Below are 15711 nucleotides of genomic sequence, written 5' to 3' on the forward strand. Positions count from 1 at the left end.
TACTTCCTCAGCTAAGCGGGTGCAAATGTACAATAGTTTTTTATTCCGGCAAGAAAAAAATTATTTTTTTTTCAAAACTAATTCCTCGTAATCCTTACCCAAATAATTCAATAAACTACAGAACTTAAACACTCAACCAAATAAACAGTATTTACCGTTTTTTAGCGGGTGCAAATGTACAACTAAATATAATTGCAATCCAAACTTTTTTTGACCATTATTTTGATAAATTTCATATCCTATTGATTACCTGAATATTCGGCTTTGAAATAATTTACAATTTAACATTTCATTACAAACTTCAGAATTTGACAGAATTAGTATATATATTAAGGTGTAGTTTATTTTTTTACTCCATCAACTTAAATTTTCAAAAAGTAATATCTTTGCAGCCTTAAATTAGAAAAATGATCAATATAACTTTACCTGACGGTAGCGTAAAACAGTTCGAAAAAAATTCGACTGCCATGGATGTGGCAAAAAATATTAGTGAAGGTTTGGCCAGAAATGTGCTTTCGGCTCAATTTAACGGCTCAACAATTGAAACCAAAACGCCTTTGAAAGAGGACGGTTCACTCACTTTATATACATGGAATGATCTGGAAGGTAAAAAAGCTTTTTGGCATTCTTCTGCACACATATTAGCCCAGTCGATTCTATTTTTCTATCCTAATGCAAAATTGACTATTGGTCCAGCCATTGAAAACGGTTTTTACTACGATGTGGATTTTGAAGAGGAATCTATTTCTGAGGCTGATTTCAAAAAAATTGAAGATAAAATGCTCGAGTTTGCGAGACAAAAGTTTGAGTTTGAAATGCGATCTGTCTCGAAAGCCGATGCGCTTTCCTATTATAGAACAAATAATAATGTTTTTAAAGTAGAATTAATTGAGAATTTAGAGGATGGAGACATCACTTTCTGTGATCATAGCGATTTTACAGACCTATGCAGGGGCGGGCATATACCGAATACTGGGTTTATCAAAGCTGCTAAAATACTGAGTGTTGCCGGAGCTTACTGGAGAGGTGACGAAAAAAACAAACAGCTTACCAGAGTATACGGCATCACATTTCCTAAACAAAAAGAATTAACTGAATACCTGGCTCTTTTAGAAGAGGCTAAAAAAAGGGACCACAGAAAGCTCGGAAAAGAACTAGAACTTTTCGCCTTTTCTAATAAGGTTGGGCAAGGTTTACCCCTATGGCTTCCAAAAGGTGCTGCCCTTAGAGAAAGATTAGAGAATTTCTTGAAAAAAGCACAGAAAAAAGCGGGTTATGAAATGGTCATTACACCCCATATTGGTCAAAAAGAACTCTATGTCACTTCTGGTCATTATGCAAAATATGGAGCTGATAGTTTTCAACCTATTCATACGCCTAAAGATGAAGAGGAGTTCTTGTTAAAGCCAATGAACTGCCCACACCATTGTGAAATTTATAACAACAAACCCTATTCCTACAAAGATTTACCGAAAAGATTTGCAGAGTTTGGCACTGTCTATAGGTATGAACAGAGTGGAGAATTACATGGTTTGACAAGAGTTCGGGGTTTCACACAAGACGACGCCCATATTTTTTGTACCCCAGAGCAGTTAATTCAGGAATTTCAGGAAGTGATCAACCTAGTATTGTATGTTTTTAATTCTTTAGGATTCGAAAACTTTACCGCTCAAATTTCTTTGAGAGATCCAAATAACAAAGAAAAGTATATTGGAAGCGACGAGAATTGGGAAAAGGCAGAACGAGCCATCATTGAAGCGACAAAAGAACAAGGCATGGAAACTGTTATTGAATATGGTGAAGCCGCTTTTTATGGTCCGAAACTGGACTTTATGGTAAAGGATGTTTTAGGAAGATCATGGCAACTAGGCACAATTCAAGTGGATTACAACCTTCCTGAAAGGTTTGACCTCACCTACAAAGGTGCTGATAATCAATTACACAGACCCGTCATGATTCATAGAGCACCATTTGGCTCAATGGAAAGATTTATCGCTATTCTGATAGAGCATACAGGTGGTAATTTCCCATTATGGTTAATGCCTGAGCAAGCTATTATTTTACCTATCAGTGAGAAATATCAAAATTATAGCGAAAAAGTTTTAAATTTGTTGGAAAATTACGAAATTCGCGCCCTCGTAGATAATAGGAACGAAAAGGTAGGCAGAAAAATCAGGGATGCCGAAATGAGTAAGATACCTTTTATGTTGATCATTGGAGAAAATGAGGCAAATGAGGGTACGGTTTCTGTAAGGAAGCATGGTGAAGGAGACCTAGGCACTTTCTCTGTTGAACAATTTGCAAAAATTGTTCAGGACGAAATTGACAAAACCCTAAAACAATTTTGAATTAACCATTCGATTTAATCGAAATAAAATTATAAAGATATCGCAGTATACAGAGGTAGAGGTAACAGAACCTTTAGAGTAGAAAAAGAGGACAAGCACAGAATCAATGACAAAATTCGTGTTCCTGAAGTACGTTTGGTTGGAGAAAACGTTGAAGTTGGCGTTTATCCTATTGCACAAGCGAAAGCGATTGCCTTGGAACAAGAGTTGGATTTGGTAGAAATTTCTCCAAATGCGTCTCCTCCTGTTTGCAAAGTGATCGATTACAAGAAATTTCTTTATGAGCAGAAAAAACGGGAGAAAGTTTTAAAAGCTAAAACAACAAAAGTAGTTGTTAAAGAAATTAGATTTGGTCCTAATACAGACGACCACGATTATGACTTTAAAAAGAAACACGCTATGAAATTCCTCGAGAGTGGAGCAAAATTAAAAGCGTTTGTTTTCTTTAAAGGAAGATCTATCGTCTACAAAGATCAAGGTCAGATTCTTTTGCTCAAATTGGCTCAAGATCTGGAAGATTATGGAACTGTTGAGCAAATGCCTAAATTAGAAGGTAAAAGAATGACGATGCTCATGGCACCGAAGAAAAAGAAATAAAGTATTATAAGCAAGAATTATAAACCGAGAGAAGATGCCTAAATTGAAAACAAAATCTAGTGCCAAGAAACGCTTCAAGTTGACAGGAACTGGAAAAATTAAGAGAAAACATGCTTACAAGAGTCATATTTTGACTAAGAAAAGCAAAAAACGTAAATTAAAATTGACGCATGCTACATTGGTTCATCCAACTGATGTAAACAGTATCAAAGAACAATTAACGTTGAAATAAACTAAAAGTTTATTCGGTAATTCATATTAACCCTGTGTTAGTGCCCAAAAAAATGTTCTCGATTATTCAGGACTGCCTGACACAAAAAAAATTAAAATTATGCCAAGATCAGTAAATTCAGTAGCTAAAAGAGCTAGAAGAAAAAAGATTTTAAAACAAGCCAAAGGGTACTTTGGTCGTCGTAAAAATGTTTATACAGTTGCTAAAAATGCAGTTGAAAAAGCATTATCTTATTCATACCGCGATAGAAAAAACAAAAAGAGAAACTTTCGTGGATTATGGATTCAACGTATCAATGCGGGTGCACGTTTGAACGGAATTTCTTATTCACAATTGATGGGTAAATTAAAAGCTAACAACATAGACTTGAATAGAAAAGTTCTTGCTGATTTAGCGATGAATAACCCAGAAGCTTTCAAAGCCATTGTAGAAAAAGTAAAATAAATAAAAACAATTTCTTGCTTATATAAATAAAGCCGAATCAAATTGATTCGGCTTTTATTTTATGACTTATTTTGGTATTGAGATTCTTGACTCAAATAATTCTATTCGGATTAAATTGAATCTCCTGTAGCTTTGATTTTTTCAGCATTCTCAGCCAATTTCAATTCTTCAATAATTTTAGTTAAATCACCATTGATCACACTACTCAGGTCATAGATGGTTAGTCCAATTCTATGTTCCGTTACTCTACCCTGAGGATAGTTATAGGTCCTGATTTTCGCAGACCTATCTCCGCTTGACACCAGTGTTTTTCTTTGTGCCGCGTCTTCATCTAGTTTCTTTTGCAATTCCTGCTCATACAATCTAGACCTCAGCACTTTTAGCGCCTTTTCTTTATTCTTGTGCTGTGATTTCTGGTCTTGGCATTGAGCCACTATGCCCGTTGGCACGTGTGTTAATCTCACTGCTGAATAGGTAGTGTTTACCGACTGACCTCCGGGACCTGATGCACAAAAATAATCAATCCTAATATCACTCATTTTTAGGTCGATATCAAATTCTTCTGCCTCTGGCAACACCATTACGGTAGCCGCCGAAGTATGTACTCTTCCTTGTGTTTCTGTCTGAGGAACGCGCTGTACTCTGTGTACACCAGATTCAAATTTCATGGTGCCGTATACATTATCACCGGATAAACTAAAAATAATTTCTTTAAAACCTCCAGCTGTCCCTTCATTCAGATCTTCAACCTCGACTTTCCATCCTTTTTCCGCAGCAAACTTTTGGTACATTCGGAATAAATCTCCTGCAAAAATACTCGCTTCATCTCCTCCGGTACCCGCTCTAATTTCTACAATAACATTTTTTGCATCTTGCGGATCTTTGGGGATGAGCATGAATCTCAACTCATCTTCCAACAAAGGAATCTTAGATTGACCTTCGTCTAATTCCATTTTTGCCATTTCCGTCATTTCGGGATCAGATCCATCTGCAATAATTTCTTTGGCTTCCTCTATATTCTGAACAACGGCAATATACTCGTTACCCTTTTCAACGATCTCTTCGAGGTCTTTATATTCTCTGGTCAATTTGATATAGCGATCTTGGTCTGATATCACATCAGGTTGTATGATCAAATCTGAGATCTCATCAAAACGCTGCTTCACTAACCTAATTTTCTCTAACATTTTCTTTCTTTAAGGACTGCAAATTTACATTATTTTTTAGAGTTTTCTTCTGCTAAACCTTTGCTAAAAATATCGCATAATCTTTGTTAAAATCATCTATTTATTCTTTAACTTTGTTTCAAATACTAAATTAAAACCTATCATCATGAGAAAATTTTATTTTTCAGCCCTTTTAGCCTCTTTGTTTATTGTAAGTTGTGGAGACAAAAAAGAAAAAACGGCAGAACCAGAAATGAAGCCTGAAGTACAAACCGAAGTGAAAAGCGAACCTGTTAAGGCTGAAGATCAATTAGTAATGGGAGAAAGATTGTTTACTGAAAAAACTTGTGTTTCTTGCCATCAAATTGACACCAAAGTTGTGGGTCCATCAATTAAAGATATTGTTAGAATTTATGACGAAAAAAATGGTAATATCGTTCAGTTTTTAAAAGGAAATGCTGAACCTATTGTGGATACCGATCCAGGACAAGTAGCCATTATGAAGGCAAACTTAGACGGATTTGTAAAAGATTTATCTGCTGAGGAACTTCAAGCCCTAGCCGCTTATATGAGAAGCAAAAAATAATCTGAAAATTGATTAAAATAAAAAAAGGCCTTAAAGGCCTTTTTTTATTTATACAACTCCCAAATCCAACATGGCATCTGCCACTTTAATAAATCCTGCAATGTTGGCACCTTTCACATAATCAATATAACCCTCGTGGTCTGTACCATACTTCGAACAGGCACTGTGAATAGAAGACATAATCTGGTGTAATTTTGCATCAACTTCTTCTTTGGTCCAATTCATCTTCATGGCATTTTGCGACATTTCCAAACCAGACACTCCAACACCACCGGCATTAGCTGCTTTACCCGGTGCAAAAGGTAATTTATTTTGATGGAAAAGCTCTATGGCCTCCGGGGTACAACCCATATTAGATACTTCTACTATATATTTAACCCCATTTGCAATCAATATTTTTGCATCCTCTTCATCCAGTTCATTTTGTATTGCACTTGGCATAGCTATATCACAAGGCACTTCCCAGGGTTTTCTATCTGCATAAAATTTAGCTTCTGGAAAAACTTCTGCATAAGGAGAAACAATATCATTGTTTGAAGCCCTTAAACTCAATAGGTAATTTATCTTGTCTGCATCTAATCCCTTTTCGTCATAAATATATCCGTCGGGACCAGAAATAGTAACTACTTTTCCTCCTAATTCAGTTACTTTTAGTGCCACTCCCCAAGCAACATTTCCAAAACCAGAAACAGTAACAATCTTGCCTTTAAAACTGTCATTTTTTGTATCCAGCATTTCCTTGGTAAAATAGGTGGCGCCAAATCCAGTAGCCTCCGGCCTGATCAAACTTCCTCCCCAATTGAGACCTTTACCCGTAAACACACCGGAATTTTCAAATTGAAGTTTTTTGTACATGCCATACATAAAACCAATTTCTCGTCCGCCAGTTCCAATATCACCGGCAGGAACATCTGTATTCGGACCAATAACTCTCCATAATTCTAACATAAATGCCTGACAAAAGCGCATAATTTCGTTGTCTGACTTTCCTTTAGGATTGAAATCGGATCCACCTTTTCCTCCTCCCATCGGCAAGGTGGTTAGGGCATTTTTAAATATTTGTTCAAAACCAAGGAACTTTAAAATGCTCAAATTAACACTTGGGTGTAAACGTATTCCACCCTTATAAGGACCAATCGCATTATTAAATTGTACACGATAGCCCAAATTGACCTGCACATTCCCTGCATCATCCATCCAAGAAATCCGGAAAGTGTAAATTCGATCGGGCTCTACCAAACGTTCAATAATCTTTGCAGCTTCGTATTGCGGATTCTGATTATAGATTTCTTCGATTGATTCTAGTACCTCTCTCACCGCTTGAAGATATTCATGCTCACCAGGATGCCTAGTCTCCAAATTATTCAATATTTCTTTTACATTCATATCTGTAATTTTAAAAATCGTTTTATTTAATTTTTTCTTTTTTTGAATCAAGTTATACCGCTACATAAAGCCTTCGGGCGGCAAATCATCAAGTGACATTTCATCCTGACTATGAAGTAAATTTGCTTTATATCCTTCTTTAAAAATTGCCGCTTTATTTGATTTACCTTCAATGATAATATTCAGTGGTTCATTAAATCTTATGTGTCTTAAAAACTGATTTTCAAATACGGCCTCCTGGCTATTTAAATAATCAATATCTAAAAATCCATCATCTACAAAGGGATTAACGGTTAAATAACCTACCTTAAATGATGTTAGATTTTGGAAAAAATGTGTACCCTGACTAGGGTCTATTCTGAAATTATTCAGTCCAGCCTCTATAATGATCTTAGCAGAAGAAATTTGAGGCCAAATCACCGGAATACCTAACCATGGATCACTCGAACCCCATCTTCCGGGACCACAAAGTACAAAATCATCATTTGATTCTGTAAATTTCTTGTTGATCTCTTCCACAGCCTTCGCAATTTCTCTTGTTTTCGCACTTTGAAAAGTTTCTGGTTTAACATAAACAAAATCGTAGATGTGCTCATATCTACCATTACCCAAAGCCGAATTTGAATAAACAATCGTATCACTTTCTTGCACTTCTCCTAATCTACCCACGGTTCCATCATAAGTTTCAACGATGGGTCTAATTTGTAGAAAACTAAATTCTTTTGGTTGCCCTTCAGGAACATCTAATTTGATCGCAAACTCAATTTCTATAGGGTTACTCATTTCTGCCTGGCCAATTTTCAAAAGATCTTGGAGAATCTCAGGCAGTGGAAAAGTGTTGTATTTCAGAATATTGTCAAAGGTAATGACCCTAAAACCATCATGCAATACACCTGGTCTTATGACATTATTTTGCAGGTCATAGGTAGATGCTACAAACTTAAAAGAAGATTGATCTTCAGCATTTCTGATATTTATTTTCTTTTTATTGATAGCTTCTGAAGTCGATGTCACATAGCTATTAGGATCCATGTCTAATCCATAAAAATATTGCTGTGTTTCTCTCATGGTTGTGCCGGGCGAGGACAGTTGCAGAACTTGTTTTGGATGATAGGGAGAAAACCTTAAGGTTTGTCCACCACCTACAATAATCTCTCCGAGACCTAGTGCAATGTTACAAATACCCTCTTCAGGAAGTTCATTTCCAATAGGGTAAAAATTAATGGATCTTGCTACCCCTGATACGTTTGGATAATAAACATCTTTATATTGTTTTCCTGTTATTTCCTGTAAGATGACAGCCATTTTATCCTCTTCTATGGTATGCGAGGTAGCTTTTAAATAAGCCTTACTGTCTTGATAAAAAGCAGATGCCATGACCGATTTGATGGCATTTGAAACCATTTCCAACATTTTATCTTTCCTAGTATTAGGAATCATATAAGTGGCAAAAACACCTGCAAAGGGTTGGTAGTGCGAATCTTCCAAAACACTGGAAGAACGTATAGCCAATGGCGATTTCGTAACATTCAGAAAAACGCGGATATCTTCTAAAACCCAATTAGGTAATGGTTTTGAAACAAACATTTTCAAGATCTCCTCGTCATCATTTGAATTTGCAACAAAATTGATCAAATCATGCTTTTCCATAAATTCATCAAAAACCTCCGTACTAACGACCACTGTTCTTGGAATGGAAATAATAACATCTTCAAACTTATTATATAATTTATGTCTTTTGAGAAAAGTGTTAATAAAAGCCAGACCTCTACCCTTTCCTCCTAATGCGCCTTCTCCAATTCTTGCAAATCCGAGATATTCATCATACCTGTTTTTATCAAATTTAGCTATGACACCTCTGGACCTAAAAACTCGATAAGCTTTAATCCCATCGATCAAAAAGTCACGTATTTGATCTACATCATCAAAATCTTCATATTCTACATTGCTGAATAAATTTGCCAATGAAAACAGGGCTCTAGATTGCAACCACTTACTGTATTCGCTTCTTTTTGAATGATATACAATCGAATCGTTGGAAACAAAAGTTAATGCTTTTTGAAATTCATTTAAATCTGTTACCGTTGCCAAAACTTTCATTTGTACAGGGTCCCAAAACTCAAATGCACCAAAAGAAAAATACTTGGTAATATAATCTTTGATCTCACTACCTACAGTTTCAGAATGTTTGTGTAAGAATTTACCTTTTAATTCTAAAGCCATTTTTTCATTTTCAATATCAGATGACTGAATAAGAAATGGAAAATAGCGTTCTATACTCCGCACGTATTTGAGCAATTCAAATCCTGCCTTAGAATCTCTTTTCCCGCCTTTAAAATAATTTACATCAGAAATAACTCCCAATAAATTGTGTTTATACTTTTCGAAAAGAGCTATTCCCTCCTCGAAATTAGTAGCTAAGAGAATTTTAGGACGGCCGCGCATCAACATCATGGTTCTGTGCTCATTTAAACCTTCCGACATGAATGAGCGGGTCTGTTTCAAAATGATTTTGTAAATTAAGGGTAGATACCGCGAATAAAACCTGATCGAATCTTCTACCAACAAAATAGCTTTTACTCCAATCTCGTTGATATCTCGTTCTGCATTCATTCTATCTTCCGCCAATTTAATGATCGCTAAAAAAATCTCAACATTGCCACTCCAGTGAAAAACAGCATCAATAATTCCTGTTTGGGCATTTAATACTTTTTTTCTCAGTTCCGAAGAATAGTGACTAATCGCCGCGATATGCACTTGTGGAAATGCTTCTTTGATTTGTTTTGAGGTTTCGAATGCGTTGTATTTTCCAATATCGAGCCAGGTAATAACCAAGTCAATCTTATCTGAACGCATCAATTTTATGGCTTGAGCAGCAGAATTGGCATGAAGAAAACTTGGAGGAAATCTCAAGTTGAGATCGGTGTACTCATTGAAAATTCTTTCATCAATTCGTCCATCTTCCTCGAGCATATAAAAATCGTAGTTTGAACAAACGATCAACACCTTATTGATTCTATCTCGCATAAGTTCATTGAAAGCGACTTCTTCAAACTCATACGTTTTAAGATCGGGAAGCGGTTTTCTTTTCATTTGCTCGGAAATTGATTTCGGAAGTTATTCAATATTGCGGAAATACTGTCATTCTAATTGAAAAAAAGGGTCGAAAATTCAACCCTTTTTTCTTTTTGCGATGGCAACATTATACAACTCCATGTGCAAGCATGGCATCTGCAACTTTGACAAAACCAGCTATGTTGGCACCTTTTACATAATCTACGTAACCATCTTTCTGGGTACCAAATTTAATACATGACTCATGAATATCACTCATAATCTTTTGCAGTTTTGAATCTACTTCCTCCCTCGTCCAATTTAACCTTAAGGAATTCTGACTCATTTCTAAACCTGAAGTGGCTACTCCACCTGCATTAGAAGCTTTCCCGGGAGCAAAAAGAATTTTTGCTTTATGAAATGCAGCAATTGCATCTGGGGTTGAGGGCATATTTGCTCCTTCACTTACACAAATACAGCCATTTGAAATTAATGATTTAGCATCTTCACCATTGAGTTCGTTTTGAGTAGCACAAGGAAAAGCGAGATCACATTTTTCGTGCCATGGGGTTTTTCCTTCAAAATATTTAGACTTGGGATATTTTTTTACGTACTCACTAATTCTACCTCTTTTCACATTTTTCAAATCCATTACATACGCTAATTTCGTTGCATCAATTCCTTCCTCGTCTAAAATATAGCCCGAAGAATCTGATAAGGTAATTACTTTAGCCCCTAATTGAGTTGCTTTTTCTGTAGCATATTGCGCGACATTTCCAGATCCTGACACCAATACAGTTTTCCCTTTTAAATCTTTGCCTTGGGTTTCTAGCATATTTTTCGCAAAATAAACTGCACCATAACCAGTAGCTTCGGGTCTTATTAAAGAACCTCCCCAAGACAAACCTTTTCCTGTTAGTACGCCGGTGAACTCATTTCTCAATCTTTTATAGGTACCATAAAGAAACCCAATTTCTCTTCCTCCAACACCAATATCTCCGGCAGGTACGTCCGTATTCGGACCAATATGTCTATATAATTCTGACATAAAGCTTTGACAGAAACGCATCACTTCACCATCCGATTTACCCTTTGGATCAAAATCTGAGCCTCCCTTTCCTCCACCCATTGGCAGGGTTGTCAAACTATTTTTAAAAACTTGCTCAAAGGCCAAAAATTTTAAAATACTCATATTAACGGTTGGATGAAATCTAAGTCCTCCTTTATAAGGACCGATGGCAGAATTCATTTGAATCCTATACCCTCGGTTTACTTGTATTTCGCCAGTATCATCCACCCAGGCCACACGAAATGTTATGGCTCTTTCTGGTTCTACCATGCGTAATAATATATTCTTTCCGTTATAAATTTCTTGTTTTGCGATATAAGGGATGACAGTTTCTGCCACTTCTTGAACAGCTTGAATGAACTCCGGCTCATGACCATTTCGCTCAATCACCTCATCCATAAAGGCTTTTATTTTTGATTTCATAATATTTAGCTTAATCTATTTGTAATTTAATAATTTGAACAAACAAAAATAATCAAATTAACAATATGACTTCTCATTCCCATTTCAATTTTATCGATTTATTTTTAAATTAAATGCGTATGTGATTGCATATCAAAATTGATTTTCCAGCCCCCTGATAAATCAAAAAAATGTAAATTTGCCTTTTTTAATCTCTCAAAGATCAATGAAGGAGAAAATTCAGTTATTAACACAAGAAATTCAGGCGTTTAACGCAAAAAACGCAGATGAATTAGAAGCGTTCAGAATTAAATTTTTAGGAAGTAAAGGAATCTTAAAATCACTTTTTGGAGATTTTAAGGCTGTAGACAATTCCTTAAAAAAGGAAATAGGTCAGGAATTAAATCAATTGCGTCAACTAGCCAATGACACGCTAAATTCTCAAAAAGGAATATTAGAAAGCAGTAAAGTAAAAACCAAAAGTAACACTGATTTTACGAGGCCGGCTGAACCTATTGATATTGGAGCGCGACATCCAATATCTATTGTAAAAAACCAAATACTTGACGTTTTTTCAAGAATTGGCTTTACTGTTTCTGAAGGTCCTGAAATAGAAGATGATTGGCATAATTTTACAGCGCTTAATTTGCCAGAATACCATCCGGCAAGAGATATGCAGGATACCTTTTTTATCGAACAGGATCCAGACATATTGCTGAGGACACACACCTCTTCTGTTCAGGTTAGATTCATGGAAAACAACCAACCTCCTATAAGGACGATCTCTCCTGGAAGGGTTTTTAGAAATGAAGATATTTCTGCAAGAGCCCATTGTATTTTCCATCAGGTAGAAGGATTGTATATCGATACGGATGTTTCGTTTGCAGATTTAAAACAAACCCTTATTTACTTTACCAAAGAAATGTTTGGTAAGTCGCGAATTAGGTTAAGACCATCCTATTTTCCCTTTACAGAACCGAGCGCAGAAGTTGATATTTATTGGGGATTGCAAACAGAAACTGATTATAAAATCACCAAAGGTACTGGATGGCTCGAAATAATGGGCTGTGGTATGGTAGATCCGAATGTTTTGAAAAACGTCAATATCGATCCTGAAAAATATAGCGGCTATGCCTTTGGAATGGGAATAGAACGTATTGCGATGTTACTTTATCAGATTCCTGATATCAGAATGTTTTATGAAAACGACCTTCGTTTTATCGATCAATTCAAATCAGTAATTTAAATAGATGACGAAACTAACCGATTTTCTTTCAAAACAAGGTTACCAAAAAATCAAACTCAAAAAGATCAATACGAATCATTTTGAGATCAAGGCCAAAGTCAATAAAGTGAAAGGTAACTTTATTTTAGACACCGGCGCATCAAACTCTTGTGTGGGATTTGACATGATCGAAAATCTTTCGTTAGACGCTGAGCCGACAGATCAAAAAGCCAGTGGTGCGGGCTCAACTAATTTAGAGACAAAACTGGCTAAAAACAATGTTGTTCAAATTGGTAAATACAAACAGCCTAAAGTAAATTTGGTCTTGATTGATCTAAGTCACATCAATGAAGCGCTGATAAGTCAAAATGCTGATCCGGTGACTGGAATTATTGGTGCCGACATCCTTTTCAAAGGAAAAGCGATCATAGATTACGACAAAAAATATCTATATTTAAAGAACAAAACAGAAAAAAACAAGTGATGAGCCAAAAAGAAAATCGCTATAATTTAAGAGGCGTTTCTGCGCAAAAAGAAGACGTTCACAATGCCATTAAAAATATAGACAAAGGTCTTTTTCCTCAGGCTTTTTGCAAAATTATACCAGATTATTTAACCCAGGATGAAGCTTATTGTTTGGTGATGCACGCCGATGGTGCGGGAACAAAATCATCTTTGGCTTATATGTATTGGAAAGAAACAGGCGATCTTTCAGTTTGGAAAGGAATTGCCCAGGATGCACTCATCATGAATATAGATGATCTATTATGTGTTGGTGCAACCGAAAACATCCTACTTTCTTCGACTATTGGTAGAAATAAAAACTTAATTCCAGGCGAAGTTTTATCTGCCATTATTAACGGAACTGAGGAATTGATCGATGAATTAAAACAGCACGGATTTGTTATTCATGCCACTGGTGGTGAAACAGCTGATGTAGGAGACCTAGTGCGGACCATCATTGTAGATTCTACGGTAACCGCTAGAATGAAAAGAGAAGATGTGATCGATAATGCTAATATTCAGGCAGGCGATGTCATTGTTGGCTTGGCCTCTTTTGGTAAAGCCATCTATGAAACAGATTACAACGGTGGCATGGGTAGTAACGGACTTACAAGTGCCCGACATGATGTTTTCGAAAAAGGTTTGGCTGCCAAATATCCCGAAAGTTTTGACAACCAGGTACCTCAGGATTTGATCTATTCCGGATCCATGAAATTAACAGACCCAGTACCTGGAACTGATTTAGATGCAGGAAAATTGGTACTTTCTCCAACTAGAACTTATGCCCCAATAATCAAAAAAATACTGGAAAAACACAGAAAATCAATACATGGAATGGTGCATTGCAGTGGTGGTGCACAAACTAAAATCTTACACTTTGTAAACAATCTACATGTTGTTAAAGATAATTTATTTGAGGTACCCCCATTGTTCAGGCTAATTCAAGCACAATCAAATACAGACTGGAAAGAGATGTACCAGGTATTTAATTGTGGTCATCGTATGGAAATTTATTTACCTGCGTCTTTGGCTCAGGAAATCATTGATATATCTAAATCTTTTCATGTCGATGCAAAAATTGTAGGAAGGGTAGAAAGTTCTAACCAAAAGAGGTTGACGATCAAGAGTGAATTTGGTACTTTTGAGTATTTCTGATTCGTGCATGTAACAATTAAGCTTGATTTTGCACTAATCAAAGTGTAAAACCAAACTATGACAAGTGATTTTGTAAAACTAGAACAAAAACAGTTCTTTCGTTCTTCCTATTGGCAAAAGAGTATCGCATTAAACATTTTGCTCGGTTTTGTAGCCCTTTATTTTATCGTTGTATTTATCGCCTTGGGCTTTAGTTTATATCCTATTATATTTAAGTATTTTCCAGACCAAGACCCTTTGGTTGTAGCGAGTTCATTTCTTTTTTATTGGTTTTTAGCCGATTTGGTGATGCGCTTCTTTTTCCAGAAACTCCCTTTGATGCAAGTAAAACCATTACTCACCTTGCCCATTAAAAAATCAAAGGTGATTCATTATGTGTTGAGGAAATCACTTTTCTCATTTTTTAATTTCTTACCCTTATTTGCGATAATTCCTTTTGGCATTGTAACTGTTATGGAAGGAGGATATGACTCCGGAAAAATGTTTACCTGGATTGTTTTTGTGGTTTTAGCTACACTGATTGTCAATTTTTTAAATTTCATCATAGAGATCAAATCGTCTGAATCTGACTTATCATTTCTTCCCCTATTAGTCATCGCCTCTATTTTATTCGGACTCAATTATTTTGAATTGGTTCAATTTGATACTTTTTTAGCTCAAGGAGTCATATCCATTGTCGAAAAACCTGTCTATTTAATTGTTCCTTTTCTTGTGTTGGTAGGACTTTACTTTTTGGATTTCCAAAACCTTAAAAAACAATTGTATTTAGATCGGTCTGTACGAACAAAAACGATGACCATCAATTCTTCCGATTTGTCTTGGACACAAAAATTTGGCAGTAGTGCCCCTTTTTTAAAATTAGATCTCAGATTGATTTGGAGAAATAAACGATCTCGTTCTACAGTTTTTATTTTGGTGATTGGTCTCTTATACGGATTATTTTTCTATCCCAACAAAATGTACCAAGAATGGGATGCTATGTTTGTATTTGTCGGCGTATTTATTACTGGAATTTTTATGATCAATTTCGGACAATTTATTCCTGCCTGGGATAGCAGTTATTATAAACTATTGATGAGCCAAAATATTCGATACAAAGATTACCTCAATTCTAAATATACGTTAATGATGCTAAGCGCTCTGATTCTATTTATACTCAGCATACCTTATGTATATTTTGGTTGGAAAATTATTCTGATCCATTTTGCGGCTATGGTCTATAATATAGGTGTTAACAGTCATGTTCTTTTATATGCAGGTTCATTTAACCGAAAGAAAATAAATCTCGACCAAAGAGCGGCCTTTAACTATCAAGGTACAGGTGCCGTACAATGGCTGGTTGGAATACCCCTTTTGTTATTGCCTGTGCTATTTTTTTACTTACCCTATAAATTTATCAATTTTGAAAGCGGACTTACATTTTTGATCATACTAGGTTTATTAGGGATTTTGTTTCACACAAAACTCATGCGTTTTATTACGGCGAAGTACCAAGAAGTAAAATACCCAATGATAGAAGCCTTTAACCAAGACAACTAATTAA

At 35.8% G+C, this 15711-nt stretch carries 13 protein-coding genes; 9 read left to right on the top strand and 4 right to left on the bottom strand.

Translation table 11 applies throughout. From position 1 onward, the window contains the following. Nucleotides 1-407: 407 nt before the first annotated feature. The 4 genes from thrS (at nt 408) to rplT (ending at nt 3621) form a co-directional block, all read left to right on the top strand. Nucleotides 408-2348, top strand: a complete 1941-nt coding sequence (gene thrS, locus ACFQ39_RS00005; RefSeq protein WP_377175158.1) for a threonine--tRNA ligase — start codon at nt 408-410, stop codon at nt 2346-2348. 39 nt (nt 2349-2387) lie between these two features. Beyond that, nucleotides 2388-2945, top strand: coding sequence for a translation initiation factor IF-3 (gene infC / locus ACFQ39_RS00010; RefSeq protein ID WP_377175861.1), 558 nt, complete (start codon nt 2388-2390; stop codon nt 2943-2945). A 34-nt stretch (nt 2946-2979) separates the two neighbouring features. Further along, nucleotides 2980-3177, top strand: coding sequence for a 50S ribosomal protein L35 (gene rpmI / locus ACFQ39_RS00015; RefSeq protein ID WP_377175160.1), 198 nt, complete (start codon nt 2980-2982; stop codon nt 3175-3177). A 99-nt stretch (nt 3178-3276) separates the two neighbouring features. Continuing rightward, a complete protein-coding gene (gene rplT / locus ACFQ39_RS00020) occupies nt 3277-3621 on the top strand; it encodes a 50S ribosomal protein L20 (RefSeq protein ID WP_377175162.1) in 345 nt (114 codons plus the stop codon). Between the two features lie 110 nt (nt 3622-3731). Here rplT and prfA read toward each other — a convergent pair whose 3' ends face one another. Next, complete coding sequence (prfA, locus tag ACFQ39_RS00025; protein WP_377175164.1) at nt 3732-4808, bottom strand: peptide chain release factor 1; 1077 nt, start codon at nt 4806-4808, stop codon at nt 3732-3734. A gap of 145 nt (nt 4809-4953) precedes the next feature. On the opposite strand from prfA, the gene ACFQ39_RS00030 reads away from it, so the two are divergent. Further along, on the top strand, nt 4954-5373 hold the full coding sequence (locus tag ACFQ39_RS00030) for a c-type cytochrome (RefSeq protein ID WP_377175165.1): 420 nt from the start codon (nt 4954-4956) through the stop codon (nt 5371-5373). A gap of 48 nt (nt 5374-5421) precedes the next feature. On the opposite strand, the gene gdhA (ACFQ39_RS00035) is transcribed toward ACFQ39_RS00030, so the two are convergent. The 3 genes from gdhA (ACFQ39_RS00035) to gdhA (ACFQ39_RS00045) all read right to left on the bottom strand — a co-directional run bounded on the left by gdhA (ACFQ39_RS00035) (nt 5422) and on the right by gdhA (ACFQ39_RS00045) (nt 11305). Then, the gene (gdhA, locus tag ACFQ39_RS00035; protein WP_377175167.1) at nt 5422-6759 is read right to left on the bottom strand and encodes an NADP-specific glutamate dehydrogenase; all 1338 of its coding nucleotides are present in this window, start codon (nt 6757-6759) and stop codon (nt 5422-5424) included. A 60-nt stretch (nt 6760-6819) separates the two neighbouring features. Beyond that, on the bottom strand, nt 6820-9852 hold the full coding sequence (locus ACFQ39_RS00040; protein ID WP_377175168.1) for a PEP/pyruvate-binding domain-containing protein: 3033 nt from the start codon (nt 9850-9852) through the stop codon (nt 6820-6822). Between the two features lie 109 nt (nt 9853-9961). Further along, entirely contained in the window at nt 9962-11305 is a 1344-nt protein-coding gene (gdhA, locus tag ACFQ39_RS00045; RefSeq protein WP_377175170.1) for an NADP-specific glutamate dehydrogenase, read from the bottom strand. A gap of 205 nt (nt 11306-11510) precedes the next feature. Here gdhA (ACFQ39_RS00045) and pheS point away from each other — a divergent pair, with 205 nt between their 5' ends. Genes pheS through ACFQ39_RS00065 form a run of 4 tightly spaced genes read left to right on the top strand, consistent with a single transcriptional unit; the run spans nt 11511 to nt 15707 of the window. Further along, nucleotides 11511-12530, top strand: a complete 1020-nt coding sequence (pheS, locus tag ACFQ39_RS00050; protein ID WP_377175172.1) for a phenylalanine--tRNA ligase subunit alpha — start codon at nt 11511-11513, stop codon at nt 12528-12530. A gap of 4 nt (nt 12531-12534) precedes the next feature. After that, a complete protein-coding gene (locus tag ACFQ39_RS00055) occupies nt 12535-12993 on the top strand; it encodes a retropepsin-like aspartic protease (RefSeq protein ID WP_377175173.1) in 459 nt (152 codons plus the stop codon). Then, nucleotides 12993-14168, top strand: a complete 1176-nt coding sequence (locus ACFQ39_RS00060; RefSeq protein WP_377175175.1) for an AIR synthase related protein — start codon at nt 12993-12995, stop codon at nt 14166-14168. Before ACFQ39_RS00055 ends, ACFQ39_RS00060 begins: the two co-directional genes overlap by 1 nt. A gap of 57 nt (nt 14169-14225) precedes the next feature. Then, nucleotides 14226-15707, top strand: a complete 1482-nt coding sequence (locus tag ACFQ39_RS00065; RefSeq protein WP_377175177.1) for a DUF5687 family protein — start codon at nt 14226-14228, stop codon at nt 15705-15707. Nucleotides 15708-15711 lie beyond the last annotated feature (4 nt).

The organism is Namhaeicola litoreus (assembly GCF_042679565.1).
GTDB lineage: Bacteria > Bacteroidota > Bacteroidia > Flavobacteriales > Flavobacteriaceae > Namhaeicola > Namhaeicola litoreus.

Coding starts and splice junctions, on each gene's coding strand:
- gdhA (WP_377175167.1), bottom strand. CDS start 6,759: ATGAATGTAAAAGAAATATTGAATAATTTGGAGACTAGGCATCCTGGT.
- pheS (WP_377175172.1), top strand. CDS start 11,511: ATGAAGGAGAAAATTCAGTTATTAACACAAGAAATTCAGGCGTTTAAC.
- thrS (WP_377175158.1), top strand. CDS start 408: ATGATCAATATAACTTTACCTGACGGTAGCGTAAAACAGTTCGAAAAA.
- ACFQ39_RS00055 (WP_377175173.1), top strand. CDS start 12,535: ATGACGAAACTAACCGATTTTCTTTCAAAACAAGGTTACCAAAAAATC.
- rpmI (WP_377175160.1), top strand. CDS start 2,980: ATGCCTAAATTGAAAACAAAATCTAGTGCCAAGAAACGCTTCAAGTTG.
- ACFQ39_RS00060 (WP_377175175.1), top strand. CDS start 12,993: ATGAGCCAAAAAGAAAATCGCTATAATTTAAGAGGCGTTTCTGCGCAA.
- ACFQ39_RS00030 (WP_377175165.1), top strand. CDS start 4,954: ATGAGAAAATTTTATTTTTCAGCCCTTTTAGCCTCTTTGTTTATTGTA.
- gdhA (WP_377175170.1), bottom strand. CDS start 11,305: ATGAAATCAAAAATAAAAGCCTTTATGGATGAGGTGATTGAGCGAAAT.
- ACFQ39_RS00065 (WP_377175177.1), top strand. CDS start 14,226: ATGACAAGTGATTTTGTAAAACTAGAACAAAAACAGTTCTTTCGTTCT.
- ACFQ39_RS00040 (WP_377175168.1), bottom strand. CDS start 9,852: ATGAAAAGAAAACCGCTTCCCGATCTTAAAACGTATGAGTTTGAAGAA.
- rplT (WP_377175162.1), top strand. CDS start 3,277: ATGCCAAGATCAGTAAATTCAGTAGCTAAAAGAGCTAGAAGAAAAAAG.
- prfA (WP_377175164.1), bottom strand. CDS start 4,808: ATGTTAGAGAAAATTAGGTTAGTGAAGCAGCGTTTTGATGAGATCTCA.